Here is a 26,961-nt window from a genome sequence, read left to right as displayed (position 1 = left end):
CGACAGCAACGGAGGAGAACGACATGTTCAGACACATTTTCGCGGTCGTGGCGGTCCGGGACATCGATATCGCGAACGCCTGGTACGAGAAGTTGTTCGACCGCCGGGCGGACAACAATCCGATGTCGACACTGGTGGAGTGGCAGGCAGCTCCCGGAGCATGGGTGCAGGTGACCGTCGATTCCGAGCGTGCAGGCTCGTCGCTGGTCAATGTGGCGGTCGACGACCTCGAACCGTTCGTGTCGGCGGCCCACTCGCGCGGAATCGACTTCGCCGACATCGTCGAAGCGAACAAGGGCGTTCGGCTGTCCACGGCCACGGATCCCGACGGCAATTCCATCACCGCTATCGGCGGTTTTCGCGAGCACTACTGAGCCGGGGCGTGCCGTCTCGGCTCGAGGTGTAACGACGCTCGCACGCGGTGCGACATGGTGGAAGGAAATGCGACCGCCCGGTTCGGAAGAACGTGGGGTTGCTCCCGTCTCGCGGACACCCTTCGCCGCGACACCGACAACCCCGTGACCCGAGGACGATCCGACATGACCAGTGCCTACCCACCACCGTTCCAGCGCCCCGCACCCGAGCCAGCTCCTTCTCGACGCCCTCTCATCGGTGTGATCATTGCTTGTGGCGCAATCATTTTCGGTGCCGTCTTCTTGATCGGAGCGATCGCATCGTTCGAATTCGGTGCAATACTCGTCGGAGCGTTGATGGTCGCCTCGGGCATCGCGTATCTGCGGTTGTCCCCCGAGCGTGGACGCAAGGGTTGGGCCGTACCGGCGATCGCTGTTCTTCCGGCAATGATCGTCATGGGAATGACGGGATCGACCGAACCCGAGAAGGTGGCCGTCACCCCGGTCGCGGCCGTGCCCGCGCTACCCACCGTGACGACGACCTCCGCACGTCCGACGACCACCACACCGGCACCGACCACGACGACCACGGCCGCACCCACAACAGAGCCCGTCGCCGCGATCGTGGAAATACCGACGACGTCGGAGTACATCCCCGATCCCGAGCCCGTCTACATTCCCGAACCTGTCTACATCCCGGAGCCGGTATACACACCCGAGCCCGTCTACACCGTTCCCGCGCCGTTGGCAGCGGTGCCGGAGAGCGTCTACTACGCAAACTGCTCCGCGGTGCGTGCAGCAGGCGCAGCCCCTATCTACGCCGGCGACCCGGGATACGCGAGCAAACTCGACCGCGACGGGGACGGGGTCGGCTGCGAGAACTAATTCACCATCCGCTGTGTCAGCTCGGCAGCCTCGCGGGAGTATGCGACCAGCATGACGAGGTCCACGGATGCCCGCGCTGCCTTGACGGCAACGACCTGTTGGGTGATGGCGTCGTGCATTGGCCAACCGTAGGACCCGGCCGAAATGAGCGGAAAGGCGATGGATTTCAGATTCATCGACGCCGCCAGCGCCAGGCTGCGCTGGTAGCACAGGCGTAGTAGTTCGGATCTGTCTTCGTTCTTCGAATAGCGCGGGCCGACGGTGTGGATCACGCAACTGGCGCGCAACCTGCCTGCGGTGGTGGCCACAGCGGCACCGGTGTCGAGGCCGTGGGGCAAGGTGGTGGCCCGCAACGCCTTGCATTCCGCGAGGATCGTGGGGCCTCCGGCCCGATGCAGCGCGCCGTCCACCCCGCCACCGCCGAGGAGTCGGGTGTCGGCCGCATTGACGATCGCGTCTGCGGCCACCTCGGTGATATCACCGTGCACTACGTCGATGATCGTCATGCGTCGTCCTTTCTCTCGGCGATCGCGATGGCGATGCGATCGAGGTCGTCGGCGCGCAGCCCCGGGTAGCCGTGGACCAGCTCGCGCCACTGCGTCGGGACCGCCGACGCGCCCCACCGTGCACCGAGAAGTCCGCCTGCGATCGCGGCGGTGGTGTCGGTGTCCCCGCCTGCTCGGACACACAGTTCGAGCGCGGCGGGAAGGGGCAACGATGCGTCTGCCGCGCGATGTATCGCCCACCGGGCCGTTTGGAGCGCGTGCACGACCCAACCGTTCTTCGGGAAGTCGGTCGGCTCGTCCTCCTGAGCGCTGTCGAGCAGCGGCTGCCAGAAGTCCCGGACATCGGGTTCTTCGTGGCGCAGGAAGTCGGCGATACCGTCGTACGTTCCGTGTAGCACCGCGTGCCGGATCGCGTGCGACCACAGTTGACATGCCTGACCGGCACGAGGATCGGAGTGGGTCAGCGCGCTGATCCGCTCCGCAGCAGCCCGGCATCCGGTCACGTCGTCGAGATGGGCCAGCGCGACGGGCGCGGTCCGCATCAACGAGCCGTTTCCACCGGTCCGGCCGGTCAGCGACGCCGCGACCGCGGCCATCTCCGATCCGGTGCTCGCTCTCTGCGACAGCACTTTCCGGGTCTGATTGCCGACGTCGGGAGGATTCACCGCGAACCAGGCGCGGAAGTTCGCTGCCACCTCGTCGACGTCTCCGCCGATCTCGAGAGCGCTCGCAACGCACAGTGCCATCGACGTGTCATCGGTCCATTCCCCCGGGGCCCAGTCGAACGCGCCGCCGCCGATCATCGCAATGGCGGTCTCGTGCGTCGGATATCCGAATTCGTACCCCGCGCCCAACGCATCGCCCACTGCAGTGCCGAGCAGTACCCCACGCGCCCGATCCCGCTGATTGTCGGTCAAGTTCATTCGCTACCCCTTAGATCGTTGTTGATCTAACAATAGATCAGACTTGCGCTAAGCTGCAACCCATGACGTGGACGGACCGAGACGGCAAGGCTCTGACCGATTACCCGCGCCCTTCGGTTGCGGTCGATGTCGCGGTCCTGACGGTCCGTGAACAGCAGCTACAGGTCGTTGTCGTGCCCTCGGAGCGGGGCATCGCGCTTCCCGGAACATTTCTGCGCCCGTCGGAAACCCTGACCGAAGCCGCCGAACGCGCACTCGAGTCCAAGGCGAACATCGTCGATCTGCAGTTCCACCAGCTCAAGCTCTTCGACGAGCCCGGCCGCGACGACCGCGGTTGGGTGCTGTCGATGGCGCACGGCGCAGCAACACCGAGTCGATCACTGCCTGCGACAGCCGAATCGGTCGCCATCGACGGTGTGGAGCCGGGCTCGACGCTGGCGTTCGATCACAGCGAGATGGTCACCGAGGCAGTGCTGGACCTACGAGCTCGCTACGCGCGAGAGATCGACCCTGCAGGATTCCTGGATTCCACCTTCACGCTCCTCGAACTGCGGTCGCTGTACGAAATCGTCTTCGATCGCGCGTTCTCCAAAGACACGTTTCGCCGCCACGTCATCACCGCACTCGAGGGAACGAGCAGGACGACGACGGCAGGTGGCGGTCGCCCGGCCGAGCTGTATCGCCGGGCACCCGATGCTGCACTCGCCGCTTCTGCGGACTCGTTCCTTCGCGGCTAGAGGCGTCACGCGACGAAACCGGACATGTCAGCGGATAAGCTGCGAGCCATGGGATCGAAGCGGCCTGCCAACCGCGGACAGAAACGTGCAGAAAAGACCAAGGCCCGGCAACGGCGTCACCAGCAATCTCGGCCGGCACCGACCGGTGTCGTATCCGAGCGGATCAGCGATCTGATCGACGGTTTCGTCGAGTGGCTCGACGAGAGCGAGATGTCGGAGCAGGCCGAGGCAATCTCACGGTTGGTGTCGTCGACACTGACCCAGTTGTCCGGTGCGCGCCACGGGTTCTCCCCCAGCGCGTGGATTCCCGCCGATGCGCACCTGCTGGTGGATGCTGCAGAGCGCATCCTGCAGGAGGAATCGGAGACCGCCGAGGACACGGCAGTGAACCTCGTTCTGACGTCACTGCAGTATTTGACATTCCTCGACGAGACCGATCTGTGGGACGGCAACCCCGAGGACTACGCACACTGCATGGAAGACCTCTCCGACTTCCTCGAGGGCGACGAGCCCGACATGCTCGACGCAGACGACATCGATCTGCCGAACGTCTCGCTCGACCAGGAGCTTGCGGCCATTTCGGCTCTGCCGCTATTGCCTGCGCTCGATGACATCGTTGCTCGCGTCGCCGACGGACTGGCAGTGTCGGACGACGTCCATCTCCGCACCGCCGTCGGCCCGGCTCCACTCGACCCCGCCGGACTCACCGAGTCCTCGGACGTTGCAGCCGTCGATTACTGGTCGACGGCCATCGCGACCGAACTGGTCCGGATCGACGGCGACACGGCCAAGCTCGGCGACAACGCCCCGTCTCTGGCCAAGCGTGAGGCGGAGACCGTTCATGAGCTGGTTGCCGAACACGTCCGAGTGCAGCTGTCCGGAGACGCCGACGCCCCCGACGTGTCCCGTTCGCTGGCCAACACGTTCGCGGTTCAGACCCTGCTGGCCGCGATGACCGACGAGCTGCCTCTGAACAACGAGGGCGAGGACTACGCCGATTTGGAAGGTGAGGACCTGCGGACGGCGCAGCTGATCGACCACCGGGTTCGATCTCTGATCGAGCAAGGCATTCTCGTGCGGATCGAAGAGGTCCTGGCGGTTCCACATGCGCTGCGTCCCGCTGTTCTGGACGGCGTGGCCGAGGCACACCCTTTCGGGGCGCTGGACGAGGAGACGCACGAGCCGCTCGAGGACTCGGCGTCGTCGTGAACGCACTCGCGCGCGCCGAGACTCTGTCGGTGCTCGCCGCTAGCGTGACCGACGCCGCGTTATCTCAGCGCGATTCGGGTAAGGAGCCGACATGAGCGATTCACTCGAGTTCGACTTCGACGTCGACTCGGCATGGATGCACTTCCAGCGCCGGCTCGGCGAGTACGTCAGCGCCATGCGCGACGGTGACGCCTTGGTGATCGAGTCTCGATACGACAGCACGGACGGCGTTCCGGACACCGCGGCCTGCGTCCAGTTCTACGCCTGGGATCTCGACATGGTTCGCTGCGAGCTGCCCGCCAACGAGCACCTACACAGTAGTCGCGCCATCACCGACGCTCAGCGAGAAGCACTGAACGCGTTGGGCTTTCGAACGTCTCGGGATTCCGAGCCGACGCCACCCCACGTCGACCGCAATCGTTCGTGGTCCGATGATCTGGCGAAGAAGACGGTCGCGGTGTTCCGCGATATCTGGGGCCTGCCGCACCCGTCCTTTCTGAGCTCGCGGGCCACCGGACGCTACGACGTGCCGAGCTTCGAGGCCACCACCGAACCCGTCTCGACAGTCGTTCCACTGTGCGTGCAGCCGAAAGGGAAGGACCACCTGCAGCAACTGGTCGACCGTGCACTCGAACCCTGGTTCGGCTTTCCACCCGATCACGACCCCGACGGCGACATTCCACTGAGATTCGTCAACGGCACCGCGTACGTCACGGTCAAATCCACCGAGCCGGTCGTCGAGATCAACTCGACGTTGGTGCACGCGGTCACCGGTCGCACCCGTGCAGCCGAGTTGCTGGTCGATCTCAACGTGCAGCTTCCCGATGTGATGTTGCATCTCGTCCAGGACTGCATCGTGGCCCAGGTACGTGTCAGCGGATCACCGTTCGTGGCCGATCACCTGCTGTGGGCGGTCCGGATGCTCTCGCACGTGTGGGAGCAGGTCGACGACAAGTTCGCCGAGGACTTCGGGGGCAGGCTCGGCGAACCGACCCCTCCGGTCCTCGAAGGTGACGACTTCCCGGACGGTCTGCTCGCGTTGATAGAGCTGATCGCGGATTCGCCCGATGCTGTCGAGCCACGCACCGTCCTCGAGTGCTGCTCTTCGGACCGTGACGTGGTCGTGTCGTATCTCCGCATCAGCGCCGAGCAGGAGGCATCGTGGCGCGGCATGGCGGTAGCCGCGGACCTGGGCGACGAACACTGCGATGTGGACGAGGCGGATCGCGAAGCCGCGAACTGGGGCCGCGCAGTGGCTGCCCTGCGGGAGGTGCTGCGGAGCACCCCCGAACAGGTCACTCCTGTGGTCGATCCGTCGGCGATCCAACTGCAGCTGTTCGAGACCGACGAAGTCGCGGAGGTGTCCGACGAGCGTTCGGACGATCAGTAGCGCCATCCGAACAGAAAAGTTTCGACGGGCTTCCCTTTCATGTTAACTGGGGTTACATTAACTCCATGTTCGCATCACGTTTGGAGAAGCCATGACACTGACGACCGGCACCACGTCCGTTTCGGTGGACATCGACGCCACGGACGAGCAGCAGTACAACGAAACACTCACGTTGCTGTCCGAGGGTTCGGTGCACAAACACTTCGATCCTTACGTCGACATCGACTGGGAATCCGAGAAGTTCGCGGTTCCCGCCAATGATCCCCGCTGGGTACTGCCCGCCAAGACCGACCCGATCGGGGGTCATGACTGGTACAAGTCCCTGCCGCTGGACAGGCAGATCGAGATCGGTATGTGGCGTCAGGCCAATGTCGCCAAGGTCGGCCTGCAGTTCGAGAACATTCTGATCCGCGGCATGATGCAGTACGTATTCTCGCTGCCCAACGGTTCGGCCGAGGCGCGCTACTGCACCCACGAATCCATCGAAGAGTGCAACCACACCCTGATGTTCCAGGAGATGGTCAATCGGGTGGGTTCCGACGCTCCCGGCATGAGTCGACCGATGAAGATGCTCTCGCCGTTCATCCCCCTGTTCGCGACGCTGCTACCCGAGTTGTTCTTCGTCGGGGTCCTCGCAGGCGAGGAACCCATCGACCACATCCAGAAGTCGGTGCTTCGCTCCGGCGAAGAGATCCATCCGATCATGCAGAGCGTGATGGCCATTCACGTGGCCGAGGAGGCTCGCCACATCTCCTTCGCGCACCAGCTCCTGCGTCGTCGTGTGCCCAAGATGTCCAAGATCGGACGCTTCCTGCTGTCGCTGGCCTTCCCCGTCACGATGCGCATTCTGTGCGACGTCATCGTCATCCCGCCGAAGAAATTCTGGACGAAGTTCGACATTCCGAAGAGCGTCAAGAAGGACCTCTTCTGGGGAACCGAGCAGTCGCAGCACGCTCTGCAGGACTACTTCGGTGATGTGCGCATGCTGGCCACCGATACCGGAATGATGAACCGGGCGGCTCGCCTGATGTGGAAGCTGTGCGGAATCGACGGCAAGGCATCACGTTTCCGTAGTGAGCCGGACCGCAGCTCCAGCCAGTTCGCCGCATAGCCCTCTCGACACCCCACGCGCCAGTTATCCGTACAGCAGCGCCCGCCGTCAGGAACCCCACATGCCCCACGTCGTCACCCAATCATGTTGCAGCGACGCGTCATGCGTCTACGCGTGCCCCGTCAACTGCATACACCCCACCCCCGACGAGCCGGACTTCCTGACGGCGGAAATGCTGCACATCGACCCGCAGTCGTGTGTCGACTGTGGTGCCTGTGTGTCGGCCTGCCCGGTGGACGCCATCGTTCCCCAGGCCAAACTGACCGAGGCTCAACTTCCGTTCCTGACCATCAACGCCGACTTCTACAAGCAGGAGCGGCCGCCACGGCCGATTCTGGCTCCGGTCACGCCGGCCGCCTCGGTGTCGAGAGATCGCCAACCGCTCCGGGTGGCGATCGTCGGGTCCGGACCGTCAGCGATGTACGCGGCCGACGAGCTGCTCACGCAGCCGGGGGTCAGCGTCGATGTCTACGATCGGCTTCCGCAACCGCACGGTCTGGCACGCCTGGGCGTTGCACCCGACCACCAGAAGACGCGTCAAGTGTCACGGCTGTTCGAAACCATCTCGGCGCAAGAGGGATTCACCTATCACCTCGGCGTCGAGGTAGGAAAAGACGTGACGCACGACGAGTTGATGGACACCCATCACGCCGTGATCTATGCGGTCGGAGCGTCGTCGGATCGCGAACTCGGTATCCCCGGAGCCGAACTGCCCGGGCGCACGTCGGCGACCGACTTCGTCGCCTGGTACAACGGCCATCCCGATCACGCTCACCGCACGTTCGATCTGTCACACGAACGAGCGGTCGTCATCGGCAACGGCAACGTCGCACTCGACGTGGCCCGGATCCTGACCATGGACCCCGACGCACTCGCCGCGACCGACATCGCCCCCCACGCCTTGGAAGCGCTGCGCCACAGTGCCATTGGAGAGGTGATGGTCGTCGGTCGGCGCGGCGTGGCGCAATCCGCATTCACCGTGCCCGAATTCGCGGGACTGCTGACCGTCCCCGATATCGATCTCACCGTCGACCGCAGCGAGCTCGCACTGGATCCGGTGACGGTACGACTGGCCGGCACCAACGACCTGCCTCACGCCGTCGCCCAGAAGCTGCAACTGCTGCGGCACGTCGACGAGTCACCCGAGCACATCGACGGCCGAAAGCGCATCACACTGCGCTATCTGCTGTCCCCCACTCGAATCCTGGGCACGGATCGGGTCACCGGGGTCGAGTTCGAGCGCATGGGTCTGACCGCCGACACCGACGATGTGGTGCGCAGCACCGCCACCGGCGAGATCGAAACGATCGACGCCGGCCTCGTCCTCACCTCCATCGGATACCGCGGCGTCGCGCTGCCAGGGATTCCGTTCGATCACGCAGTCGGCATCATCCCCAACCTCGGCGGCCGCGTACTCGAGGAAGTGGGCGGATCCCCGTCGACCGGTACGTACGTCACCGGGTGGATCAAGAGAGGACCTTCGGGCTTCATCGGCACCAACAAATCGTGTGCTCAGGAGACCGTCGGACATCTGGTCGACGACTTCAACGCAGGCCGCCTGACCGATCCGATCGATCTGCCGAGCGCATGGACGGCGAGCTCGGGTCGAGGGTCGCTGCGGCGCTCGAAAGACAAATTGCTGGCACTGCGCCGATCCTGACCGCTCGGCTCCGACACCCCACCCGGCCGGGATCAATGCGACTGTCAGTCGTTCTGAGTGCAACAAAGCCACATTCATCCGGTCCGGGCGTGAGGTTGAAGCGTCGACCATCGGGGTAGATTGGGGTGTATCGGCCACCGATTCGCGGCGGGCCAACACCTCGAGGAGACCGAGATGCCGGGCCTGCGTCGCATCACAGCCACAGCTGCTGTCCCATTTGTCGGAATTGCCATGGCGCTCGCGTGCGCCGCACCGGCGCAGGCTCTGCCCACACCGGGCGACCTGGCAGATGTGCCGGCACGGACGTCGATCTCGTACGAACACGTCCCGACCGGTACGTACGTCGGCAGCGCGGAGGACAATTCGGCGCGCCCGGGGTTGTCGACGGTCAAGCTCTACATGGCCGACTACGTCGTGCGCTTCGGAGACGGTTCGCCGCGAGATCGCGACCTGGCCGCACGCATGGTCCAGGTCAGTGACGACGGTGCCGCCTCGGTACTCGACAACAAATATCCCCAGGCCATCGATTCGACGGCAACCGAGTTCGGACTGTCCTCCACCTCGCGGGGCGGTTTCTGGGGCAGTTCGTACACCAGCACAGCCGACACCGTGCGATTCCTGGCGGCGAAGAAGCGAACAGACCCCGCCAGCCCGGTCCTCGGCTGGATGAACTCCGCCGCACCGGTTGCAGACGACGGAACCGTGCAGGACTGGGGCACCCAGCAACTACCCGGCGTGACCGGTAGCAAATGGGGATGGGCCGACGACGGATCGAGCGTGGTTGCGTCCACGTCGATCGGTGACGAGTTCGTCGTGGCTTCCAACACGTATGGACCGCGCCGCTCACAGACCGACGACGTCCTGGCAGCGCTGGGCGGCGTCGAGTTGACGGCACCGCCCGCTGCTTCTCCTGTACCGAACCTTCCCGTGATTCCCGGCCTGCCGTCGGTGGAAGAACTGCTGCTGATGCTCGCTCCTCGCTGACATGTTCGAATAACTTGTCGGACCCCTCCCCTACTCTGCGATTCACCGAAAAGTTCGGGGACCACACCGGGGGACGTGGAGGGGACGACGATGAGTCGTATCGATCTGGACAGCTTTCAAAATTTTCACCGCACCGGTCAAATCCGGCCGGACGCGGATCCGGTTCGCCTCGTCGAAATGGGCCTTGACTACGCCACTCGAGGGTCAGGGTGGAAGGCGTACGTTCGGCTGGTTGCAGACCGTCTCGCGAAATTCGAGTGCACGCCCGAAGTCGATCCTGCGTACGCCGTATCAGCACGGATACTCGACCTCTCTGTCGACAGGTTGTTCGAGATCGGTTGGCAGCCGGCCGAACTCGCGCACGCTACTCGAAAGATGGCCGGGGGCGCGGCCGGGATGCTCGTGGTGGAGGCGATCGCCACCCATGCGGGGCGTTCCTCTGCCCTCACCAACGCACCCGATTCCTGGCGAGAGCAACTGATCGATCTGAAAATCGATTCCACCGCAGGCGTGTCCGTCGAACGCCTCCGAAGGTGGTGTGCGAGACCTCGGGTCTCCACGTCCGACTCCTGGAACACGGTGTTGACCGTCCTCGGTCATACGACCTCACTGGGTTCACTCGACAAGCTGGTTCCCATTCCATCGCAGTGGTCGTCGGTTCGATCCTCGCCCGCACCGTCATCGGCCCGCAAGAGTGGCGTCTCGGATTCCAAGATGCTGGGCAAGATCCGGGGGTTACTGGCAAAGGCGGAGTCCACCCAGTTTCCAGCCGAGGCCGACGCGTTTTCGGCGAAGGCTCAAGATCTCATGACCCGCTATGCCATCGACCATGCGCTGCTCGAGTCCGACAACCCGCGCGGTTCGATCGGCGACGTAACCACCCGCCGCATCTTGGTCGACAGTCCGTACTCGGAGGCCAAGTCTCTTCTCCTGCACAGTGTTTGCGAAGCAAATGGTGCCCGAACCCTGTGGTACAAGCGATTCGCTCTGGTCAACATCGTCGGGCTCGAAGTCGATCTGGATTTGTGCGAGCTGCTGTTCACATCGCTACTCGTGCAGTCTTCTCGCGCACTCGACGAACTCGCCGAATCACCGGAAGCCCGAGGTCGCAGCTTCAGAAAATCTTTTCTGATCGCGTACGCCCACCGTATCGGCCAGCGCTTGCTGGAAGCTCGGGAGCGAGCTACAAAGGCGGCGTCGGAGCATCACGGTAGCGCCTTGCTGCCGATCTTGGCCGAGCGCAGCGATGCCGTGAACAAGGCATTCACGGCCATGTATCCGTCGACAACGGAGGTGCGTATCGAGGCACGCGATCATGCGGGTCGACGTGCAGGCCGTGCCGCCGCCGAACGCGCCGACCTTACCGGTGGGCGCGAACGTATCGACAAATCAGATCTGGCCTCGTAGTGCGCGCTACATTGGCTGGCATGACCGGTCTGGATACTCCGCTGACACCACTTCGCTTTCTCGAACGCGCTGCGGAGGTTCATCCCCACAAGATCGCCGTGGAGGATGGTCCGCGCACCTTCACCTACGAGCAGTTCGCCGCCGCCGTCACCCGGCTCGCGCATGCACTGCGCGCGTCGGGGGTCGGCCACGGCGATCGGGTGGCCTACATGGCGTCGAACTCGGCAGAGCTACTGTTCGCGCATTACGCGGTGCCACTGGCCGGTGCCGTTCTGGTCGCGATCAACACCAGGCTCTCGCCGGACGAAGTTCGGTACATCTGCGATCACTCCGGTTCGGTTCTGTTGGTGGGTGATTCGGCACTGCTGGCCGGTCTCGGAACAGATCCCATCGCAGATTCGGTCACCGAGATCGTCGAGACCCCCTCGGTGGACGGCACGTACGACAGGCTGCCGCACACCACGCGATACGACGCGTTCCTCGAACGGGGCACGGACGAACCGATGGATTGGGAGGTCGACGACGAGACGTCGACCATCACGATCAACTACACCTCGGGCACCACCGGTCGACCCAAGGGCGTGATGTACACCCACCGCGGTGCTTACCTCAATTCCCTGGGGGAACTTCACCACCAGGGATTCGGGGTCGACACCCGCTATCTGTGGACTCTGCCGATGTTCCACTGCAATGGGTGGTGCACCACGTGGGCGGTCACGGCCGCGTCCGGCACCCACGTGTGCCTTCGCGGAGTGCGCGGCGACGCCATCTGGTCGGCCATCGACAACGGCGTCGATCACCTTGCCGGTGCGCCGACCGTGTTGACCACTCTCGCCACTGCTGCACAGGCACATTCACTCGATCGACCGTTGACCATCGTCACTGCGGGAGCTCCTCCGAGCCCGACGATCATCGCCAAGATTCGAGCATTGGGAGCAACGCTCGTACACGTCTACGGCCTCACCGAAACCTACGGTCCGTATTCGGTGTGCGAGGCGAAGCAGGAATGGCTCGAACTGGACGCCGACGAACAGGCCCGTCGCTTGGCTCGACAAGGAGTCGGCATGCTCACCGCAGACCGTCTGCGCGTGGTCCGCGACAAGCCTGGCCCCGGTGGGGTTTTGATCGATGTCGAACCCGACGGCACCGAAATGGGTGAGATCGTCATGCGCGGCAACAACGTCATGAAGGGGTACTACAACGACACGGCCGGAACGACACAGGCTTTCGCGGGCGGCTGGTTCCATTCCGGTGACCTCGGGGTGATGCATCCCGACGGCTACGTTCAGCTACTCGATCGCGCCAAGGACGTCGTCATCTCCGGCGGCGAGAACATCTCCACCATCGAGGTGGAACAGGCACTAGCGAGCCATCCTGCCGTCGCGGATGTTGCGGTCATCGGGGTGCCCGACGACAAATGGGGAGAGCGGCCGAAGGCGTTCGTAGTGCTGGTGGCCGGCGCGGACGTGTCGGAAGCCGAGCTCGTGGCGCACGTGAAATCGGCCATCGCGTCGTACAAGGCTCCTCGCAACGTCGAGTTCATCGTCGAGCTGCCGAAGACATCGACGGGCAAGATCAGGAAGAAGGAGTTGCGCGACGCCGAGTGGGGCACGTCCGCGTCCAAGATCAACGGATAGCAACTCTGGTCACGCCATCTGCACACCGGCGATTTCGGTGACGCCGCCCTTGCCGTCGAACGACAGCTGCCGAAATGCCACCTTCTCGACGAAGAACCTGTCGTGGCTCACCAGAATCACAGCACCGGGGAAGGCCATCAGCGCACGTTCTAGCACCTGGGTGCTCTGTAGGTCGAGGTGGTTGGTGGGCTCGTCGAGCACGATGACGCCTGCGCCGAACAACAGGCACTGCGCCAATGCAACTCGTGCCTTCTGCCCTCCGGACAGCACGCCGATCTTCGATTTCAGATCCATCTCGGAGAACTGCAGCAACGTGAGAAAGCGGTGGACTTCTTTCTTCGTCGCCGTCAGAGCGAGACTGCCCGGCATCGCGTTGACCGAGTGCGAGACAGTGTCGTCGAGATCGAGATCGGCGAGCACCTGGTTGTAATAGATGAAGGACGGTGCCTTGGTCTTCCATTTGATCTTGCCACTGTCGGGTTGCTCGGCACCGACGAGGATGTCGACCAGCGTGGTCTTTCCGCATCCATTGGGCCCAGTGATGGCGATACGGTCACCGCGGTGCACGGTGAACGAGATGTTCTCGAAGAGTCGTTGTTCGCCAAAGCTTTTCGAGATTCCCGTGATCTCCGCGAGGTTGTCGTGCACATGCAAACCGCCGTAGATTGCGGTGACCACCGTGTCGACCGGGCGGGGGCTCTTGCTCTTCTTGATGTTCGCCAGTCGACGTTTGAGCACTCCGCTGGGGTTCTTCACTGCTTCCTTACGATCACTGATCGCTTCTTGCTCGTAGGCCAGCAGCTGCTGTTCGTTGCTGAACTCACGTTCGAGGTTCTTGAGTCGAAACTGCTTCTGCTGCACGTATTCCGAGTAGCTACCGTCATAGGTCTGCAGGTGATGGTTCTCGATTTCGACGATGCTGGTGACGACCTGCTCGAGGAATGCGCGGTCGTGCGAGACAACGAGTAGCGCACCGCGGAAGTCTCGTAGCCAGCGTTCGAGCCACGCGATTCCGGCAACATCGAGGAAGTTCGTCGGCTCGTCGAGGAGCAGGACGTCCGGGGCCTCGATGAGGATCTTGGCCAACGCCGCGCGGTTGCGCCAACCACCGGACAGTCGATCGACGGGCAGCTCCCGTCGTTCGGCGTTGAATCCGAGCATCGACAACACGGTGTCGATCTGTTGGTGGTAGGTCCAGCCAGCACTGTTCTCCATGGCGTCGAGCAGTTCAGCCTGGCGGTCGACGAGCTTGTACATCTCCTTCTCGTCCAGGTCACCGCCCAATGCGGCCTCGACCTCGGCCAACTCGGTCTCGATTGCGTGGACAGCACCGAAGAGAGATTCGAGCTCCGCTTGAATGCTGCGGTCGCCGTCCAATTCGGAGAACTGCGAGAAGTAGCCGATGCGAGCACCCTCGGTGACGTCGACGGTCCCCGAATCCGGGGTCTCTCGGCCGAGAAGAAGCTGCAGCAGAGTGGTCTTGCCTGTGCCGTTGCGGCCGATCAGACCGATGCGATCGCCGTCGGCGAGGCGGAAGAACACCTCACGCAACATCACCTTCTGGTCGTATCCCTTGGCAACGTCGTTCAAGCGAATCCAGCTCAAGCGTCCACTCCTGTAAAGCACGGGGTTCGCTGAGTCGTCGAACCGACTCGCTCACTGTAGTCGCGTCTGCGCGAACACTCCGCGTCGCCGATCAGTTGACCAGCCGCGGATCAGCTCCCCGGACTCGACATGCAGGCGCCGATCGGCGTCATACTTCCCAATCTGAGGAGCCGATCTCCCACGGGCACACTTATCGCCCTGTGATTGTCGCAAGTGAATCGTTCGGCGGGGACACGACGACTGGGTCGCGCCCTGACCACAGATCGAGAACTGCTTTGGGGCGTGCCAACAACTCTCGTGCGTAGTTCCGCACAACAGCGAGCGTGTTGCAGTCGATGCAGCCGGCAGTCACACCGTCGATCTCCAAATCCATGTCCTCGCACAGTGCGACGGCACGGGAGACATGAAGGGGTTGACTGATGATGAGTCCACGTTCGACGCCGAACGTCTCTTTCGCGCGGGCGCACGTGTCGTAGGTATCGATGCCGTGGTCGTCACCAACGATGACGTCAGGGTCGATTCCATGCTCGATCAGGTACTCGGTCATAGCCTGAATCTCGTTGCCGGACTTGCCGTCTGCATCACCGGAGACAAGGATTGCCTTGATCTTTCCTGCCTCCATCAACTGAATGGCGGTGTCGAGCCGACCGGCGAGAAAGCGCATCGGTTTGCCGTCTCGCACCTGGGCACCGAGAACGATCCCTACCGGCGCGTCCGGTGCGTCGTCGACGTCGTAGACCTTGCCCGCCGTCGCGTACGCAACCCATCCGGCCGACGCCAGAACGACCGCAACCAACGCTGCGACAACAGCGCACATCGCTTGTACCAGTCGCCGAACCAGTCCTCGAGGCTTCGTCTTGATACTCATGATCTCGTTTCGTCGGCTGCGGAGAACTCAACGTAACTCACGAAATCGGGGAACCGTCGATCGCGCAGCGCACCCTCATCGATTCCACAGTGAACCCTCAGAAGAACCCTGCCCGTCGCGGCGATTGTCGGACGAGTACCGTCTTACCAGTGAATCCGCTGCTGACCTCTCGACGCTACGTCGACTTGCGTCTGCAAGCCAGCGCTACCTGTTGACGGTCCTCTAGACCGCAACCTCTCCGTCGGGCACATCGGCCCGATGAGCATTCTCTCGCCCACCTCTGTCGGCGTCTCTTCTTTTCGAAAGGCATAACCATGTCTGCGCCCAGCGCTACCCGTACGCGCCGTGTCCCTACCTGGGCAACCGCGTTCGGTCCACAAATCGTTGCCGGTCTCGTACTCGGTGTCGTGTTCGGGCTGATCGCTCGATCGATGCCCGACGCGGCCGATGGCAACGAAAACTGGTTGGTCGGTACCCTCTCGACCATCGGTTCGAGCTACGTAAAACTACTCACCGTCGCGGTCATTCCGCTGGTCTTCACGGCCATCGTCAGTTCCATCGCCAATCTTCGTGAAGTCACGAATGCTGCGCGTCTGGCAATCCAGACGCTGTGGTGGTTCGCCATCACGGCGTTCATTGCAGTGATCATCGGCATCGTCATCGGTCTGGTCGCCCAGCCCGGATCGCGGACCAGCGCTGGGGCGGACTCGGCAGGAGATCCGTCCAGCGTCGGATCCTGGTGGTCGTTCCTCACCGGTTTGGTGCCGAACAACTTCCTCGCGCTCGGCGCGAAGACCACGGTTGCCGAGAGCGGTACCGCGACCACGTCGTTGAGCTTCAACATCCTGCAGTTGCTGGTGATCGCCGCTGCCATCGGTATCGCTGCACTCAAGGTCGGCAAGAAGGCCGAGCCCTTCCTCGCGTTCAACGCCTCGTTGCTGGCCATTGTCCAGAAGGTGCTGTGGTGGATCATTCGCCTCGCGCCGATCGGCACTGCTGCTCTGATCGGCAATGCTGTGGCCACCTACGGCTGGGACGCGATCGGTTCGCTCGGGGTGTTCACCGTCTCGATCTACGTCGGCCTGGCTGTTGTGTTCTTCGTGGTGTACCCGTTGATCGTTCGCGCACATGGTCTCTCGGTGCGCGCCTTCTACTCGGGCGTGTGGCCGGCGACCCAGCTCGGTTTCGTCTCGCGATCGTCGATCGGCACTCTGCCTCTCACCGAGCGTGTCACCGAACGCAACCTCGGCGTTCCGCGTGAGTACGCCTCGTTCGCGGTACCGCTCGGGGCGACGACGAAGATGGACGGTTGCGCTGCAATCTATCCCGCCATCGCAGCACTGTTCGTCGCGCAGTTCTACGGTATCGACCTGACCATCACCGACTACCTGCTGATCATCGTCGTGTCTGTGATCGGTTCAGCGGCAACAGCAGGAACGACAGGCGCGACGGTGATGCTGACTCTTACGCTGTCGACCTTGGGACTGCCTCTCGCCGGCGTCGGCCTGCTGCTTGCAGTGGAACCGATCGTCGACATGGGCCGTACCGCGGTCAATGTCACCGGTCAGGCTCTGGTGCCGACCATCGTCGCGAAGCGCGAAGGCATCTTGAATCTCGAGCGCTACAACGCTCCACGAAACGGCGATCCCTTCGTCGACGAGGAAGCCGAAGTGGAACTGGCTCGCTAGCAGCACGTTTCGAACGACCGATCCCGACGACCGAGCAACTGGGTCGTCGGGATTTTTCGTCTATCGCGGTGGCGACAGCGCTTCGACTATTGCCGCGGTGGCACTGTCCACGGCCTCGACACTCGCGAAATAGTGTCGAAAGAACTCGCGCATGGTCTTGATGATCTCGATCTGCTGCTTGATCGCAAAGCGGGCGGAGCCTTCTTCGCCGACAGCAAGGCGATGGAATTTGGCTCCGAGTTGTTGGGCTGACGGCAGATTGCCGAACGATTCAGGCGACGACAGGCCAACGGTCATTTCGAACATCTTGTCCAGTTTTTCGAGGTAGTCAGAACACGCCTTGTCGCAAGCCACTGCGACATCAGGGTCGACTTGGAGTTCGCCGGCACCTGCCTTATCGCGCAACGATCGCCAATAGGCAAGGCTGTCGGCCAGACCTAGAGTCCTGTCGGTCACTGGGGCGCGCCTTTCATGTCGGCAAGTAGGACTGAAGGTCCTCGGAATGCTTGTCGACTTCGGCGCAGGGATCACCCAACAAGTCTTTCGAACCAATCTTGTGAAGGATGAAGATTATGAGGTTGCCGCTTGCCTCGAGCGCGATACTGCACCCCTCTGGCGGGTTGCCGTCCTCGGAGAGGTTGAACTGAACTGCTGCGCGAGGGCCTACGCGCACTGGAACCTGATTCTTGTTCTGCGGACTACCCATGAATTGATCGAGCGAGTTGATCGAGGACTGGATGATGAAGAAGTACCACGGCGTTTCGGTCGGCCCATCCCACGCACAGTTCTTCCAACCGGGGTATGTCGTGATTCCTGCGAAGTCGGGTCGCTCCGTACTCACGTCCAAGCCGCTGGCTGTCACCGCAGATTTCGGGATAGTGCATGGATCGAATGGCTCTCGTGGACCCGGTGTCACCGCCGACGTGGATGTGTCCTCGCTCGCGACCGGGCTTTCGTTCGTCGAGCCAGCGCATCCCGTCAGCAACAGCACCGCGCTGCACGCCACAGCAATTCGACGTCCAGACATCACACGCATTCATTCAACCTCTCGACGCCGACGGCACTGACAGGTTGGACGCACGCAACGCGCGATCGGTTCCCTAGACGGGCTGCGAGGCCTCGATCTCCTGCGACTTCACGGAAGCAGGACTCCTACGTTCGGCTGCCCACACCCACAAGGCCAGCGAGATCAATGCGATCACTTCGGCAACGACGAGCACGCGCTCCACGTAGCCGAGGGTGACCACCCGATACCAGGGTCGCGTGCCGACGGCACCGACAACGAGTGCGTATGCGATCGGGAGCAGCGTGCAGACGGACAGCACGCTCAGCCACAGTGTCGTTCGTGCCCGGACAGTCCATGGCCCCTGCCGAATCCAGGGCCGCGAGAACGCGAAGACCGCGACGGGGATGCTGACGAACGCCACGGCCGCACCGAGTCGATGGATCGTCCCGCCGAGGCTCAGTGACGCGCCGTTTGACCAATCCTGCTTCGGCACGGCGACAACGGCAACAAGGCCGATAGTCCACAGCATCAGACACAAGGACGCTACCGAGGTGGGTCGGGTGAGCCGTTGTCGCACCGCGGCCAGCAGAGTGAAAGCAGAACCCAACGCGAGCAGGACGACCCCGATCGAGAACACCCACTGCTGTGCGCCGAGTCCGTATTCACTGATCGTGCGCCGAAGGTGCGAAGGCGTCTGCCATGCAGTGTGGGCATCGAGAACCAGAACGACCAGCGCTCCCAACACGATCGACACGGTGCCGACCTCGGCCGGACGAATCGACACGAAGACCCCTCTCTCGGACGACGTCGGTCGCGTCCGACCTCCATGTTGCCCGAACCGTTGCTCGAACCCCCTTGGATCTTTGTGCGCGGAAACTCGGTCTCTGCTACGAATTTCCGCGCACATGCGGCGAAGCCGCTCTACTCGGGAACAGAGCTGACGGTGAACGGCTCGACCGGTTCTCCCCCACGCTTGTCGAACTGACTGTTGACCACCAGTAGTCGATCATCCACTGCTGCAACGGTGGTGGGGTAGGCAAACGATGGGTCCGTGATTTCGCCGGTGACGGATCCGCGCCGGCCGTCATCGTCGAGGTCGACCTTCGAGATCAGACCGTCGCGATTGCGGACGACATACAGCGTGTCGTCGTCCATCTCCATGCCATCGCCGTTCGTGAGCGTCGCTCCACCGAGATCGACCTGTGTGACCTCCTTGGAAGTCTTGTCGATGCGATACAGATTTCCGGTACTCGATTGCACGACGATCAACGCCGATTCATTGTCGTTTTCGACAATGCCGTTGGCGTTGAAGCCCTCGCCATACACGAAGGGAGTGCCGTCGAAACTGGCGAATGTCTCCAGCGGGCCATCTTGGACGCCGGCCATCATCTGCTCAAACGGAATCCGGTACAGCACTGGACTTCGAGAATCGGTGACGTACGCATCGCCATTGTCGGCGATCGCGACGTCGTTGAGGAATGTCGCATCGGCACCGAGGCCGTTAGCGAAGGTGGCAGCCAGGCCACCGGTGCCCCTGTCGTATACCCACACCTTGCCGGTCGCCCCGCCTGCGATGACCAGATACGAGGCACGGTCAATTAAGTCGTCGTCGTCAGCTGTGTCGATCCCCGCAGCACCAGTGCGTCCGTCCGCACCGCCGGGCAGGAACACCGATACATCCGGCGATCCGACGGTTCCGCGGAACACGGCACCGTCGGAAGTGGAGGTGACGTAGAACGTGTCGTCGGCGGCCGTGATGCCTTCGGGGAACACTCCTGTGCCCGGCAGGTTGTAGACGCCGGCGTTCGATGGGCCGGACGACGACGGAGCTGACGATTCAGTGGGAGCGGAAGCGGGGGTCGGCTCCGGATCGGAGGACCCGCAGGCACCCAGCAGGAGTGTGGCGGCGGCAACAACGGGCAGTACCTGGAGGGCTCGTTTCACCCTCGCAAGTGTTCCATATGTCTCAATTTCTTGGCATTTCTCCTGGTGAGCAGATTTTCGGTCGAGACGTTTCGTACAGTCGTAGTCATGAGTGAGCTCTCCACCCTTGCCGCGACCAGCACTGAACTCGGCGGAATCGCCGGGTGGGCGGTGAATTTGATGGAGGCGATCGGCGGTCCCGGTGCCGGTATTGCCGTCGCTGCGGAGAACTTCTTCCCGCCGCTGCCCAGCGAGATCATTTTGCCGTTGGCAGGCTTCACCGCATCTCAGGGCGGGATGACGCTCTTCGGTGCGTTGTTCTGGACGACGGCGGGATCGGTGCTCGGCGCTCTGGTTCTCTACTGGCTGGGCATCAAACTCGGACGTGACCGGATGTACGCCATTGTCGAGAAAATGCCGTTCGTCGGAACCGAGGATCTGACGAAGGCCGAGGACTGGTTCACCAGACACGGTCGGTCGGCGGTGTTCTTCGGCCGCATGATCCCGGTGGTTCGCTCGGGCATCTCGATTCCGGCCGGTGTGTCACGGATGCCGGTACTGCAATTCACGTTGTACACCACGCTCGGCAGCCTGATCTGGAACTCGATCTTCGTGCTGGCCGGATACTTCCTCGGCGAGAACTGGCACTACGTGGAGAACTACGCCTCCGTGTTCCAGTACATCGTCATCGGCATCGTTGTGGCGCTGATCGCGTGGTTCGTGGTGAAGAAAATGAAGTCGAGGCGCGTCGAGGTCGCGTGAACCTCACAGATCATCGATATCGATGAAGCCGTCCTGCAGAGCCCTCGCCAACAATGCCGCTTTGGTGGGTGCCGTGCGCCCCACCGCGGAGTACTTGGCTCGGATCCGGGACAAGTGGGTGTTCACAGTTCCCATCGACAGATAGAGCGCACGCGACGCCTCCGACTTGGAGTCGGACACCAGCCATGTGGTGAGCACTTCGATTTCACGAGCGCTGAGCCGTGGATCGGAGCCTTCGTGGATGCGGATGTCGAGAATTGTCATGAAAATCCTTGATATCGGGCACCACCGCTGTCCCGGCGGCGCGAACACAGCACATCACACCGCACTCTTTCCGTTGGGTCACTCCGGTTGATGACCGAGGTCGCTCTCACCCGAGAGTGAGTACTGTCACCGGCACCGTCACGGTCGGTCTCACCTCGGTAAAGTCCGTTACCCATGAACGAGCTCGACGCGACTGCCACCCATTTCGTCGAGGCGGCCGTCACATTGTTGGTCGCGGATCCTCGAAGGATTCTCGAACGCGGTCTGCGCGTCGAGGACGTCGTCCACGCATCCGACTCGTCGACAGCGACGTTCTTCCGGAAGTTCAGCACCAAGGCCGACTTTCTCGACAAGGTGGTCGAGCATCTGTCCCGCACGCCGCTGCCCACCGACGTTCACGAGACTGTTCGGACACAGGCGACGGCCAGCGGTGCATCGATTCGCGCGACGGTGTCGGCGCTCGTTGCGCTTCACTTTCCGGCGCTCGTCGACCGGAACAGAGTCACCGAGTCACTTCTCGACCACGTTTTCAGCGGGCCTTCTTCTCCGACACTCGCCAGCGCTTACCGCGTCCGAGACGAAGCCGTACTGGCCGCATTCGAGGCACTGTTCGATCCCGACGGTGGGGCCTTTCGCCGTCCCTTCACAGCCCGGTCGTTCGCAGTGACGGTCAACGCAATCATCGATGGATTTCGCCTCCGGAGTCAGGCGGACGCTCCGTCCGTATCGGCCGAGGTGATGTCCGACGCGGTGCTTGCCTTTCTCGGGGCCGTCGTCGACACGTCCGGACGTCATCAGCACCTCGATGACGTGGGAGAAATGGATTCACCGGTCGAGGAACGCCCGCTTCCTCGCGATCCTCGCGCTGCGATCGTCACAGCTGCGCGCGACGAGTTCGGAAAGCGTGGCTACTTCATGACGCGAATGGACGACGTCGCCGACATCGCAGGAGTGCCGAGGACGGCCTGCAAGACACTGTTTCCGACCAAGCCGTCCGTCATCGTTGCGGCCCTGCAGAATCGGGTCGATCATCTTCGCGAGTCGGTAGCCGACGACCAGTTGCTGGGCCTCGATGAACTCACGATTCTACGAAATCACATGCTGCGGTGCGCGCAGCTCGCCGCCGACGAAGTCGAATTCATGGACGCTCTCCTCGTCGCCGTCGCACACGACACGTACGGCGAGCCGGAGGGGTTGATCTCGATCAAGGAGAAACTCAACCTGCCGGCAATCATCGGGCCGGTCATCGCGCGGGGTCAGGACAGCGGGGTGTTCCGAAAGAGCTCGAGCCCAGTCGATCTCGCAGCAGGCATCACCAATACGCTGCTGATGCGATGCTTCACACGACGACAGAACAGCCCGCAGGACAACGCGAACTTCGTCGCTGACCTCCTCCTCGACGGTCTCGGTGTGCACTGAGCATCGACCGAGTGCGTGTTATCGGACCCGCCGGATGCCGTCCGCGAAGTCGTCGAGAGCGGCAAGTATCTCCTCGGCCTGCCACACCCTGTTTCGTCGCCCCTTCGACGTCTGGTGCAAAATTCCCACCTCGATCAGCTTGTCGATTGCCCGCTGAGCCGCAATCTCGCTGACGGCGAAAGTGTTTCGTACGTAGGCGTTGTCGACGACCGGTTGCGCCACCAGCGCGTCGAGTAGTTTCCACACAACCGAGTCGCTGCGTGCGACGACGCGATCGGTGTACTCGGTTCTGACGTCGGACAGCTCGTCTACCAATCGCCGCCCACCTTCGACGGCGTGGAACGTGGCAGCGGTGAGGCTTCGCACGATCGCCTCGACATCCCCGGCGCGGTAGGCATCCAGACTTCGGAAGTAGCCTGCGGTGTCCGTGAGGAGCCCAGCAGACAGTGGAACCGTCACTCGCTCCGTCACTTCTGCCCTCCGCAGCATCGCGTGGACTATGGCTCGGCCCGTTCGCCCGTTTCCGTCCGTGAACGGGTGAAGCGTTTCGAATTGCGCATGCGTGACGGCGATATGCGGGATGACGGGCAAGTCCGAACGAGCTGCGAACTCGAACAGGTCGGCAAGTGCACCCGGAAGCCGGTCGTGGTGCGGTGGAACGAAAGTGGCACGGTGCGGGCCTATGTCCGATCCCCCGATCCAGACTTGCTGAGTTCGCCATTGCCCCGGGAACGGATCGCCGTTGGACTCCATCAGCGATCGGTGCATCTGAAGCACGCTTGCTTCTCCGATCGATGATCCGACCTCGAGTGCTGCTTCCATCGCACGGACGTTTGCCGACACGATCGAGGCGTTCCGCGTTGTGGGCGCACCCAATTCGGCGAGTGCAAGTGCCCTGGCTCCCACGGTCAGATTCTCGATCTGCGAGGACGCTGAGCTTTCCGCTCGCAGCAGAACCGAACTCATCGGTGCGAGCTCGACCGAGGAACCGAGTTGCACCGAGGCGTACTGGTCGAATCGAACGATCTCACGGAGGGCGTCCTCCGACTCTGCGATCAGCTGCGCAGGCAGGTTCAGCTCTACCTCTGCAATACGCGGCGGTACAGCTGCTCGATAGTCACCCTGATGCAGCCGCCTCTGGGCGCGCGACGTGTACGAATCGGCGACACGCCACGGCCGGCTCTCGAAATCGACCGCAGGCCATCGGCTCGCGGCCTGATCATCCGCCATCGATGAACCATACCAAACCTTACTATCCTAAAGTTTGGTATGGCGCGGCCAGGCTAAGCCCTCGCTTAGCAAAACGAATGGTATGGATATTGCGCGACGTTCGTCGCACTTGTGCCGAACGGAGCGAGGGTCATGGACGAGGACACGCAGTCCGCAGAACGCAGCCATTCCGCGCTGCTCAACACCCTCGTCATCGTATCGGTAGTGGCATTGGGTGTGGTCGCAGCGGGATTGACCACCCCGGCCGAGGAGCCCGAATTAACCTCGCTACCAGAGACTTCGGAGACGCCAACCCCCGAGCCACCACAACAGGAGTACGTCTACGTCACTCCGGAGGTCGATCCGTCGGCGAGCATCCCCGGATGCGACACCGTCGAGGCTCCCACCGAACCGTCGTACTCCAGCTTGATCAGCACTGGTGAGGAGTCTTACGACAACCCATCCGCGCCCTGGTACAGCGGCCCCAAAGCCCATCTCATGTCCGAGGCGCTGATGGCCGCACTTCCCTCGAACGTCTCTGCGTCGAACTCACTGTACTTCGGGCCGATTCCCACATCGGAAGGTCAGGACTTCGTTCTCGACTCGGCGAACGCGTCGGTGCAGCTGTCCAGGGGCGAGAACCCTGAGTACCTCAGCGTTGGTGTGGGACCGCGTGATTCGGCGGAGCCGCCGGCATGCGTCGCGGGCCAACTCGACGAACGTCGGACAATGCCGGACGGCACGGTGGTCGATACCGACGACACCTGGAGCGAAACCAACGGTGCTCGCACCTACACGCGGATGGCCACGGCGTACCACTCGGACCGCTCGACTGTATCCGTCTACCTGGCCGGAGGAGACGAAGAAAACGCGTTCACCCTCACACTCGACGACCTCGTCCGCGTTGCTACAGATCCGAACCTGCGAATCTCGGCTCCGGTACCTCCTGGCACGCCAGGCAACGTCGCCGAGTGCAGCGCCGGTTGGGACGACAGTTCATCGGCCTCCTTCTCCCCCGACGAGACCCGGAGGCTCAATGACGCTCTCCGGCGGGCAGATGCGGCGGCGCTCGGTCCGACACCACCGTTGGGTGCGTTGCACACCAGTGAATTCAGTTCGGGGCTTTGTCAGACGGTGAACAGCACTGCCGGGCAACTCACGATCAGCGTTGCCCGGGCCGCGCCTGACAACGAATCCGATTCGACGACAACGGAGGAGCCCCAGCTCGTGTCGCCGGATGAGTACGGACCAGGCTCCTCGGTTTCCGTCGTCACGCCGTCAGGGCTCGAGATCACGGTGTCGACAACTGAACTGGTGCAGGATCCGACACTGCTCGAAACCCTCTCGAACACAGCAGGATTGGACCTTCGATGACGCGATGGAACGGGACCACAAAATTGGTCGTTGCGGCGATCGTCGCGACACTGTCGGTCGGTGCTGCGGTAGCCGTTGTGGCACAGGACCGATCGACGACCATCAAGAAGATCACCGACTCCTCGGACGACTCACCCGGGTTGGCGTGGGCCGTCGACGCGGCGGACATGGGGTTGGAGGGAGCTACCTTCGCCTCTCCTCGCACCGGTTCCATGTATGCCTGGGGTCTCGGCTCGATAGTGATCGGCCACACAGCTCTCACACTGGCCGTCGTGTCGTCGGAATCCGGCAACAACGAGGCCGTCATGGTCGGAATCGACACCACCGACGGCACAGTTCTGTGGAAGACCCCGGCCCCGGACCTGGCGGCGTGCGCCGACGAGCCGCTCGACGGACGACTCGTGTGCCACCAGCCCATCTGGGGTGAGACTCCGGGCTACGTCACCTTCGATCCGGTCACCGGCGAATCGCGAAACTACCCTACTGATCTTGATCTTTTCGCCGTCACCGTTGCGAACGACCGTGTCTACACGACATCGGGCAACCTCGAAGACGACGACGTACTCCTGCACCGCGGAACGCTTGAAAATCCGAGCGCCGACTGGACGGCTCCATTGCATGCGTGGGCCGGTTGGGAGGACGACTACGCCACCGCGCTTGAGGTAGATGGACAGATCGGAACGTTCGATGTCGGAGGCGATTTCTCCACGTTCGACGCCTCGACCGGCCGGCAATTGTGGAAGACGGACAGCCTGGAGGATTGCCTCGGAGCAGTGGGACGCACCATGGGCGACCTGGCCATTGCCTCGCTACAAGACTGCGAGGGTACGGGTTCCGAGCCGAAAGGGTCCGTCGCCCTCCAGCTGGACGGCACGGTCCTCGCACGTTCGGACAGTCCTGTCGTGCAACAGCCTTCGATCGACGAGCCCACCGACGCGTCGATCCCAATCGTTCTCGGCGATGCGGCCTTCGATCGCACCACAGGTGAGCAACTGTGGCGCGACGACGCCTTGTCGTACGACTCTCCCGGAGACGAACTCAACGAGCCCCGCACGTACGCCACCCTGAGGTACATCATCGGCCATGTCGGGTTGCTGCAGTCATCCAGCGGCACCACAGCGCTCGATCTGCGAGACGGCGAGCATCTGTGGCAGGCCGACCTGAACGGCAACGTTCTCGGACACGATGGCGATCTGGTGTTGACCTCGGCCGGCACAGATCTGTCCGCGGTCGACATCACCACCGGTGAGACCGCGTGGACTGCGTCCACATCGATGATGTTTCCGGACGACGAATCGATGAGCTTCGAGATCCTCGTCAACGGCACCGACGGGAGTTATCTGGTGCAGTCAGGCTCGAAACTGGCCATGTTGCAACCACTTCCCTGACTCAGTCCTTCGGAACGCGGTACCGGCCACCTTTGATGATGAACACCACGTATCCCAGAATAGCCAGCAGGTACAGCACCGTCGGTACCGCGAGAACCCAGACGCTGACCGAGTGGCCCACCGTACTACCGGACACCCCGACGATCCACGCGAGCAACAGGGCGGTTGCCGCACCCATCCAGTCGAGATCCTCTGCCATTTTGCGATTGAGCGTGGGCCTGTTTTCGGGCGCAGTCCAGTAGTCGTGCATTCGCCGACTCGGCAAGTTCACGAGCTGGGCCGGAAGTCTGGGGAGCCACCACCCGACACTCGCGAAGAACCCGATCAGCACGAACCCGATGCCACCCGTGGTGAGCAGAAACGATGACTTGGACTCCACGCGGTCGACCCTTCCGGAGCCGGTGAAGTGTGCAGGTAACACGTCACCTGCAGTCACGGCGACCCACATGAGGGCACCGATGAATACAAGAGTTGTCAGCGACAGTGCAACGCGCGAGTACTTCATCCCGCTCTACATTAATGCCTTCGGCAGTGGTGTGGTTGAGTGCCACAGAGGGGCTGTTGCATTTTGTGTGAGCGGTAGTTCGACGTTGTAAAGGGGTGGCTCGGGTTCGATGCCCGGGTCACCTCTTTTTCGGCCCTGGGGTGCTCAT

Annotated in this window: 26 protein-coding genes; 15 read left to right on the top strand and 11 right to left on the bottom strand. The window is 62.7% G+C overall.

The window, feature by feature from the left end; genetic code table 11:
• Positions 1-23 precede the first annotated feature (23 nt).
• Positions 24-374, top strand: a complete 351-nt coding sequence (locus CH268_RS26925; protein ID WP_094666412.1) for a VOC family protein — start codon at positions 24-26, stop codon at positions 372-374.
• Positions 375-539: 165 nt separating this feature from the next.
• Positions 540-1,238, top strand: coding sequence for an excalibur calcium-binding domain-containing protein (locus tag CH268_RS26920; protein WP_094666410.1), 699 nt, complete (start codon positions 540-542; stop codon positions 1,236-1,238).
• On the opposite strand, the gene CH268_RS26915 is transcribed toward CH268_RS26920, so the two are convergent.
• A complete protein-coding gene (locus tag CH268_RS26915; RefSeq protein ID WP_094666384.1) occupies positions 1,235-1,744 on the bottom strand; it encodes an O-acetyl-ADP-ribose deacetylase in 510 nt (169 codons plus the stop codon). The genes CH268_RS26920 and CH268_RS26915 overlap by 4 nt on opposite strands.
• Positions 1,741-2,667: an ADP-ribosylglycohydrolase family protein gene (locus CH268_RS26910; protein ID WP_094666383.1), complete on the bottom strand. Its 927-nt coding sequence runs from the start codon at positions 2,665-2,667 to the stop codon at positions 1,741-1,743. Before CH268_RS26910 ends, CH268_RS26915 begins: the two co-directional genes overlap by 4 nt.
• Before the next feature lie 62 nt (positions 2,668-2,729).
• On the opposite strand from CH268_RS26910, the gene CH268_RS26905 reads away from it, so the two are divergent.
• The 8 genes from CH268_RS26905 (at position 2,730) to CH268_RS26870 (ending at position 12,802) form a co-directional block, all read left to right on the top strand.
• Complete coding sequence (locus tag CH268_RS26905) at positions 2,730-3,404, top strand: NUDIX hydrolase (protein ID WP_094666382.1); 675 nt, start codon at positions 2,730-2,732, stop codon at positions 3,402-3,404.
• Between the two features lie 48 nt (positions 3,405-3,452).
• Positions 3,453-4,613, top strand: a complete 1,161-nt coding sequence (locus CH268_RS26900; RefSeq protein ID WP_094666381.1) for a hypothetical protein — start codon at positions 3,453-3,455, stop codon at positions 4,611-4,613.
• A gap of 91 nt (positions 4,614-4,704) precedes the next feature.
• Entirely contained in the window at positions 4,705-6,003 is a 1,299-nt protein-coding gene (locus CH268_RS26895) for a T3SS (YopN, CesT) and YbjN peptide-binding chaperone 1 (RefSeq protein WP_094666380.1), read from the top strand.
• Between the two features lie 91 nt (positions 6,004-6,094).
• On the top strand, positions 6,095-7,114 hold the full coding sequence (locus tag CH268_RS26890) for an AurF N-oxygenase family protein (RefSeq protein ID WP_032364396.1): 1,020 nt from the start codon (positions 6,095-6,097) through the stop codon (positions 7,112-7,114).
• A gap of 61 nt (positions 7,115-7,175) precedes the next feature.
• Positions 7,176-8,774, top strand: a complete 1,599-nt coding sequence (locus tag CH268_RS26885) for an FAD-dependent oxidoreductase (protein ID WP_094666379.1) — start codon at positions 7,176-7,178, stop codon at positions 8,772-8,774.
• Between the two features lie 174 nt (positions 8,775-8,948).
• Positions 8,949-9,758, top strand: coding sequence for a hypothetical protein (locus CH268_RS26880; protein ID WP_094666408.1), 810 nt, complete (start codon positions 8,949-8,951; stop codon positions 9,756-9,758).
• Between the two features lie 714 nt (positions 9,759-10,472).
• Positions 10,473-11,165: a DUF2786 domain-containing protein gene (locus CH268_RS28050; protein WP_176458071.1), complete on the top strand. Its 693-nt coding sequence runs from the start codon at positions 10,473-10,475 to the stop codon at positions 11,163-11,165.
• Positions 11,166-11,185: 20 nt separating this feature from the next.
• Entirely contained in the window at positions 11,186-12,802 is a 1,617-nt protein-coding gene (locus CH268_RS26870; RefSeq protein WP_048319965.1) for an AMP-binding protein, read from the top strand.
• A 9-nt stretch (positions 12,803-12,811) separates the two neighbouring features.
• Here CH268_RS26870 and CH268_RS26865 read toward each other — a convergent pair whose 3' ends face one another.
• On the bottom strand, positions 12,812-14,407 hold the full coding sequence (locus tag CH268_RS26865) for an ABC-F family ATP-binding cassette domain-containing protein (protein ID WP_176458070.1): 1,596 nt from the start codon (positions 14,405-14,407) through the stop codon (positions 12,812-12,814).
• Between the two features lie 190 nt (positions 14,408-14,597).
• Entirely contained in the window at positions 14,598-15,275 is a 678-nt protein-coding gene (locus CH268_RS26860; RefSeq protein ID WP_094666377.1) for a SanA/YdcF family protein, read from the bottom strand.
• 314 nt (positions 15,276-15,589) lie between these two features.
• On the opposite strand from CH268_RS26860, the gene CH268_RS26855 reads away from it, so the two are divergent.
• Complete coding sequence (locus CH268_RS26855; RefSeq protein ID WP_027497711.1) at positions 15,590-16,963, top strand: dicarboxylate/amino acid:cation symporter; 1,374 nt, start codon at positions 15,590-15,592, stop codon at positions 16,961-16,963.
• A 60-nt stretch (positions 16,964-17,023) separates the two neighbouring features.
• Here CH268_RS26855 and CH268_RS26850 read toward each other — a convergent pair whose 3' ends face one another.
• From CH268_RS26850 to CH268_RS26835, 4 genes are all read right to left on the bottom strand, one after another.
• Positions 17,024-17,419, bottom strand: coding sequence for a hypothetical protein (locus tag CH268_RS26850; RefSeq protein WP_094666376.1), 396 nt, complete (start codon positions 17,417-17,419; stop codon positions 17,024-17,026).
• A gap of 13 nt (positions 17,420-17,432) precedes the next feature.
• The gene (locus CH268_RS26845; RefSeq protein WP_255182519.1) at positions 17,433-17,990 is read right to left on the bottom strand and encodes a DUF3558 domain-containing protein; all 558 of its coding nucleotides are present in this window, start codon (positions 17,988-17,990) and stop codon (positions 17,433-17,435) included.
• Between the two features lie 73 nt (positions 17,991-18,063).
• Positions 18,064-18,753, bottom strand: coding sequence for a DUF998 domain-containing protein (locus CH268_RS26840; protein ID WP_255182518.1), 690 nt, complete (start codon positions 18,751-18,753; stop codon positions 18,064-18,066).
• Between the two features lie 137 nt (positions 18,754-18,890).
• Positions 18,891-19,640 carry a superoxide dismutase gene (locus tag CH268_RS26835; protein WP_255182517.1) on the bottom strand — a complete coding sequence of 250 codons (750 nt, stop codon included), beginning with the start codon at positions 19,638-19,640 and terminating at the stop codon, positions 18,891-18,893.
• Positions 19,641-20,000: 360 nt separating this feature from the next.
• On the opposite strand from CH268_RS26835, the gene CH268_RS26830 reads away from it, so the two are divergent.
• A complete protein-coding gene (locus tag CH268_RS26830; protein ID WP_094666372.1) occupies positions 20,001-20,654 on the top strand; it encodes a DedA family protein in 654 nt (217 codons plus the stop codon).
• Positions 20,655-20,657: 3 nt separating this feature from the next.
• Here the strand turns inward: CH268_RS26830 and CH268_RS26825 are convergent, their stop codons facing one another.
• Positions 20,658-20,918, bottom strand: coding sequence for a LuxR C-terminal-related transcriptional regulator (locus CH268_RS26825; protein ID WP_027497717.1), 261 nt, complete (start codon positions 20,916-20,918; stop codon positions 20,658-20,660).
• A 174-nt stretch (positions 20,919-21,092) separates the two neighbouring features.
• Between CH268_RS26825 and CH268_RS26820 the strand changes: the two genes are divergently transcribed.
• Positions 21,093-22,337, top strand: a complete 1,245-nt coding sequence (locus CH268_RS26820; RefSeq protein WP_094666371.1) for a TetR family transcriptional regulator C-terminal domain-containing protein — start codon at positions 21,093-21,095, stop codon at positions 22,335-22,337.
• Between the two features lie 18 nt (positions 22,338-22,355).
• Here CH268_RS26820 and CH268_RS26815 read toward each other — a convergent pair whose 3' ends face one another.
• Complete coding sequence (locus CH268_RS26815; protein WP_094666370.1) at positions 22,356-23,567, bottom strand: Fic family protein; 1,212 nt, start codon at positions 23,565-23,567, stop codon at positions 22,356-22,358.
• 132 nt (positions 23,568-23,699) lie between these two features.
• Here CH268_RS26815 and CH268_RS26810 point away from each other — a divergent pair, with 132 nt between their 5' ends.
• Together CH268_RS26810 and CH268_RS26805 are read left to right on the top strand one after the other, a co-directional pair.
• Positions 23,700-24,920: a hypothetical protein gene (locus tag CH268_RS26810; RefSeq protein WP_094666369.1), complete on the top strand. Its 1,221-nt coding sequence runs from the start codon at positions 23,700-23,702 to the stop codon at positions 24,918-24,920.
• Entirely contained in the window at positions 24,917-26,308 is a 1,392-nt protein-coding gene (locus CH268_RS26805) for an outer membrane protein assembly factor BamB family protein (protein WP_094666368.1), read from the top strand. The genes CH268_RS26810 and CH268_RS26805 overlap by 4 nt, the downstream gene beginning before the upstream one ends.
• A 1-nt stretch (position 26,309) precedes the next feature.
• Here CH268_RS26805 and CH268_RS26800 read toward each other — a convergent pair whose 3' ends face one another.
• The gene (locus CH268_RS26800; RefSeq protein WP_255182516.1) at positions 26,310-26,813 is read right to left on the bottom strand and encodes a hypothetical protein; all 504 of its coding nucleotides are present in this window, start codon (positions 26,811-26,813) and stop codon (positions 26,310-26,312) included.
• Positions 26,814-26,961 lie beyond the last annotated feature (148 nt).

The organism is Rhodococcus sp. 06-1460-1B (assembly GCF_002258475.1).
Taxonomy (GTDB): domain Bacteria; phylum Actinomycetota; class Actinomycetes; order Mycobacteriales; family Mycobacteriaceae; genus Rhodococcoides; species Rhodococcoides fascians.
Note: the sequence above shows the minus strand (reverse complement) of the source record. Positions and strands in the feature narration are given on the sequence as shown.